General features: G+C 70.4%; 6 protein-coding genes. 2 read left to right on the top strand and 4 right to left on the bottom strand.

All coding sequences use genetic code 11. From position 1 onward, the window contains the following. Positions 1-66 precede the first annotated feature (66 nt). From L0H79_RS21180 to L0H79_RS21170, 3 genes are all read right to left on the bottom strand, one after another. Positions 67-378 carry a protease inhibitor I42 family protein gene (locus L0H79_RS21180; RefSeq protein ID WP_301486669.1) on the bottom strand — a complete coding sequence of 104 codons (312 nt, stop codon included), beginning with the start codon at positions 376-378 and terminating at the stop codon, positions 67-69. Between the two features lie 95 nt (positions 379-473). Further along, positions 474-956: a hypothetical protein gene (locus L0H79_RS21175; RefSeq protein ID WP_301486667.1), complete on the bottom strand. Its 483-nt coding sequence runs from the start codon at positions 954-956 to the stop codon at positions 474-476. 11 nt (positions 957-967) lie between these two features. Then, a complete protein-coding gene (locus L0H79_RS21170) occupies positions 968-2,083 on the bottom strand; it encodes a C1 family peptidase (RefSeq protein WP_301486665.1) in 1,116 nt (371 codons plus the stop codon). Positions 2,084-2,245: 162 nt separating this feature from the next. Here L0H79_RS21170 and L0H79_RS21165 point away from each other — a divergent pair, with 162 nt between their 5' ends. Both L0H79_RS21165 and L0H79_RS21160 read left to right on the top strand, forming a co-directional pair. After that, positions 2,246-2,866, top strand: coding sequence for a ClpP family protease (locus L0H79_RS21165; RefSeq protein ID WP_301486663.1), 621 nt, complete (start codon positions 2,246-2,248; stop codon positions 2,864-2,866). Next, a complete protein-coding gene (locus L0H79_RS21160; protein ID WP_301486661.1) occupies positions 2,863-3,474 on the top strand; it encodes a ClpP family protease in 612 nt (203 codons plus the stop codon). The genes L0H79_RS21165 and L0H79_RS21160 overlap by 4 nt, the downstream gene beginning before the upstream one ends. A gap of 31 nt (positions 3,475-3,505) precedes the next feature. On the opposite strand, the gene L0H79_RS21155 is transcribed toward L0H79_RS21160, so the two are convergent. Then, on the bottom strand, positions 3,506-3,856 hold the full coding sequence (locus tag L0H79_RS21155; protein ID WP_301486659.1) for a helix-turn-helix domain-containing protein: 351 nt from the start codon (positions 3,854-3,856) through the stop codon (positions 3,506-3,508). Positions 3,857-4,198 lie beyond the last annotated feature (342 nt).

Genomic DNA, 4,198 nt, shown 5'->3' with positions numbered 1-4,198 from the left:
CTCTCGATCGGGTTTGGTGCACTCTCGATCGGGTTTGGTGCACTCTCGATCGGGTGGGGGGCGGGCTCAGCGGACGTCGACGTGGACGACGCGCTGCTCGGCCGGCTCCGACTCCCACGGCCGGCGCAGCGTCAGCACGAGCTCGCCCGTGCCCTGGGCGGTAGCCCGGACTCCGAGCGCGAGCGTCCGGGCCTGGCCCGGCAGCGCCCGGTCGACCGGCTCCACCTCCGCCTGACCCTCCGTCAGGAACGCAGGCACCTCGGCGATCGACCACAGGTAGCCGCCGCCGGACTGCTGCTCGAGCCGGACGAGCAGCTCGTCGCCTGGCGCGATCTCGATGCGGTCCCCGTCCTGGGGCTCGGTCATCACGTGCTGCACGATGCCTCCTCGGCCTTTCTCGAACGCCCTCAGGCCGACCGCCCCCCTGGACGGTCGGCCATCGGGCGAGCTGTCGGCTCACCGGACGTGGTGGCTCACCAGACGTAGAGCGTGCCGATCGTGCCGGCCGGGTTCTCGTCGACGTAGGGCGCGGTGCCGGTGGCCCGGGCATGCGCGGCGAGCAGGGTCATCGTCGTCGAGCCGGTGTCGGTCAGGTCGCTGAGCTTCTTCCATCCGGCGGTGGCGAGGTAGGCCCACGCGTTGCGGTTGGTCTGCTCGGCGTAGGTGGCCACGACCTTCTGCCCGGTGATCGGCGTGCCGGCCGAGGCCGGTGGGCCTGACGTGGCGGCCTGCGGCGGCTCCATCGTCGGGGCCGGGCCGGTGGCCGCAGCGGCGGACGCGCCGTCGACCTGGGTGGCGTCGCCCACGAGCAGCCGCAGCTCCTCGTCGCTGAGCGGGTGCGGCTGGGGAGCATCGGCGGTGACGGCGAGGCTCACGCCGTGGTCAGGCCGCGGGTCGGTGCTGGCCGTGCTCCTGGCCGTGACGCGGGTCGACTTCGTGGTCGTCTTCGATGGCATCGGGGTGCTCCTCAGTAGGCGTAGACGGTCTTGATGGTGCCGTCGTCGGAGTAGGCGTTGACGTAGGCGTCCTTCTCCTTGGCGGTGAGCAGGTCGGCGAACATCGCCACGTGCGCAGTCCCGGTGGCACCTCCGACGTGGAGCCAGCCGACGTCCTGCACGTAGACCCAGCCGTTGCGGTCGTGGCCCGTGCTGTAGCCGCCGATGACCTTCTTCGCGGCCGTCCAGGAGCGCAGGTTGACCCCGGTCACCGCGACGTTCGCCCAGGTGTCGATGTAGCACTCGCCGTAGCGGATCAACCCGTAGCCGCCCATCCCCCAACCGGTCCCCCAGCTGTTCTTGATGATCCAGGCCTGCTGGGCATCGTCATAGCCGACGATGGCGACGCAGTGCCCACCCTCCTGCTTGCCCGTCGTCTGCTGGTAGACCCCGGACTTGTAGCTGAAGAAGTCGGTGTAGACGACGAAGCAGCCGGTCACCGGGCCGACAGTCGTCAGGTGTGCCTTGATGTCGTCGACCTTGTTCGTGAGGTCCACGGCCCCGGTCGCCTTGGCGCGGTGCTGCTGCCAGCTCGCAGGTGCCGAGCCGCCGTTCGTGTTGCCGGCCGTGTAGGCCCACTCGGCCTCGAAGCAGATGCCGTCGTTGGTTGCGAAGGTGAGGGCCGGCATGGGCATCCACCCCGTGTCGCAGGTGACGCCGACCGTCGAACCCCATCCGTAGAACAGGTGAGCCTCGGAGAAGTCGGAGTCGAGCGTCGGCATGCGCCGCTGGTAGCGGGCAGTGCCCTCCATGACGGCGACCGAGCCGAAGGCGACGCAGGAGCCGCACTGGGCCTGGTCGCGGATACCGCTCACGTAGCTCTGCCCACCGACGTTGCGCAGGTCGAAGGCTGCCGGCAGGGCCGCGCCCTCGGCCGCTGGTGCCTCGAGCAGACGCGCCCGCAGCCGGACGGCGCGCTGTTCGAGCAGAGCGCGGTGCTCCTCGTCGGGGAGCGGGACGCCGAGCCGACGGGCCCGTTCGATGCTGCTCAGGCGGGTGAGGTGGTTCTCGGCCGCCTCCCACGGATGGTTCTGCGTCTCGAGCTCGCGCTGCACGGCGCTGACGTCGACGCGATCCTTTCCTGCCATGGTGGTTCCTTCCTGGTGGACCGCTCCCTCGAGTTGGGAGGGGCACCGATCAGAGGCGGGGCCGTTCTGGCTGATACGCCCGGGACAGGCGCTGCTCTGGGCCGCGCTGCCGTGAGCAGCGTGCGCTTCCGCTCGGAACCCCGCACGGCCGAGGGTGGACGCATGACGACCGACCCGATCGACCCGGCCCAGGTGCTGGACGAGGAGCTGCACCGTCGGCTGTTCGAGGGCCGGACCCTGCTGCTGCAGGGCCCCCTCGAGGACCGCAACAGCAACCGGCTCTGCACCGGCCTGCTCCTGCTCGCTGCGGACGACCAGCACACCGACATCCGGCTGCTCGTCAACTCCCCCGGCGGATCGGTGCCGGGCATGCTCGCGATCCGCGACTGCATGCGCACGATCCCCAACGACGTCATGACGGTGAACCTCGGCATGGCCTACAGCGCAGGCCAGTTCCTCCTGTCATCGGGGACGCGGGGCAAGCGCTTCACGATGCCGCACGCGAAGGTGCTGCTGCACCAGGGCTCGGCAGGGATCGGCGGCACCGCGATGGACATCGCGATCCAGGCGGACGACCTGCGGCACACGCGCGACACCGTCCTCGGCTGTATCGCCGAGGACACCGGTCAGCCCCTGGAACGGGTCGAGGAGGACTCACGCCGGGACCGGTGGTTCACGGCCCAGGAGTCGCTCGAGTACGGCTTCGTCGATGCGATCGTCCAGGCCCTCGAGGAGATCATGCCGCGACACGGGACACCGGTCGGCCTGAGAGGTGGGCGATGAGCAGCTTCCCGATCCCCTACGTCACGACCCGGACCGACCGTGGTGAGCGGACTGTCGACATCTACAGTCGGCTGCTCGCCGACCGGATCATCTACCTCGGCACCGGTATCGACGACGGTGTGGCAAACGCGGTCATCGCCCAGCTGCTGCACCTGGAGAACGACCATCCAGAGGCACCGATCTCCTTGTACATCAACTCGATCGGCGGTTCGATCCCGGCGACGCTCGCGATCTACGACGCGATGCGGTTCGTGCAGGCCCGGGTGGAGACGACGTGCGTGGGACAGGCCGCGGCGACCGCAGCGGTCCTGCTCGCGGGCGGCGAGCCGGGCTCCCGCGCGATCCTGCCACATGCCCGTGTCGTCATCCACGCTCCCGCGGCCCAGGGCCGCGGCGCCGTGCCAGACCTCATCCTCGAGGCTGACGAGATCGAACGGGTACGCACCATGCAGGAGCAGATCCTCGCCGAGCACACCGGCCGGACCCGGGAGCAGGTGCGAGGCGACACCGAGCGCGACCTCATCCTCACCCCCTCGGCAGCGGTCGACTACGGGATCGTCGACACCGTGCTGACCCCACGCCTGCCGGCCGTCCTGCCCGTTGGGTGACGGCGGTCCTGCCAGTTGGGTGACGGCTCCCTCAGGCGGCGAGGAGCTGCACGCGACCGCCCGCGGCCTGCCCTCCCCGCCGCGACCCGGGCAGCTGCCGCGCCCCGGCCTCGACGAGGTCGCGCACGGTGAGATCGAGGGCGCCGGCGACCGCCGAGAGCATCTCCGAGGAGGCCTCCTTGCGGCCCCGCTCGAGCTCTGAGAGGTACTGCGGCGAGATGCCCGCCCGGTCGGCCACGTCGGCGATCCGCTCACCTCGGCGGTGCCGCTCATCGCGCAGCTGACGTCCGACCGCCTCGCGCCACAACGGCTCCGGCTCGCTGGATCGGGGCGCCACCGTCCTCGTCCCGCGCGCCGGGTGCAACCGTACGACGGTGTCCATGTCATGACGGTAACGGTACGAGCCCCCGGGCCGGCGTCTCGTTCGCTCTCGGCGCAGGGGCAGCGTTGACGCGTGGCAACGGGGCCCGTGCGTACGCCCGGCGCGCGGGGCGGCGGGTGTCACGGGACGACGGCAGGTTCACACCCCGTGACCGCGAACGGTGGTCGGGGCACCAACCTGCGGGCGGCAAAGACCGCAGCGCGAGTCCGGGAGCCTTGACCGTCAGATCCGTTAGCGGTAACTAACGTTAGTAATGACTAACGCAGCTGCCCTGTTGGACGCGATCGCGAACGGATCACCCCGAAGACCCATGCTCTCATCGTCGCCGGGACCGAGGAACTG

Origin of the sequence: Intrasporangium sp. (assembly GCF_030452765.1) — a bacterium.
Lineage (GTDB): Bacteria > Actinomycetota > Actinomycetes > Actinomycetales > Dermatophilaceae > Intrasporangium_A.
Note: the sequence above shows the minus strand (reverse complement) of the source record. Positions and strands in the feature narration are given on the sequence as shown.

What these genes read in the sequence shown, in the direction of transcription:
- L0H79_RS21175 (WP_301486667.1), bottom strand. Translation starts at nt 956, where the DNA reads ATGCCATCGAAGACGACCACGAAGTCGACCCGCGTCACGGCCAGGAGC.
- L0H79_RS21170 (WP_301486665.1), bottom strand. Translation starts at nt 2,083, where the DNA reads ATGGCAGGAAAGGATCGCGTCGACGTCAGCGCCGTGCAGCGCGAGCTC.
- L0H79_RS21165 (WP_301486663.1), top strand. Translation starts at nt 2,246, where the DNA reads ATGACGACCGACCCGATCGACCCGGCCCAGGTGCTGGACGAGGAGCTG.
- L0H79_RS21160 (WP_301486661.1), top strand. Translation starts at nt 2,863, where the DNA reads ATGAGCAGCTTCCCGATCCCCTACGTCACGACCCGGACCGACCGTGGT.
- L0H79_RS21155 (WP_301486659.1), bottom strand. Translation starts at nt 3,856, where the DNA reads ATGGACACCGTCGTACGGTTGCACCCGGCGCGCGGGACGAGGACGGTG.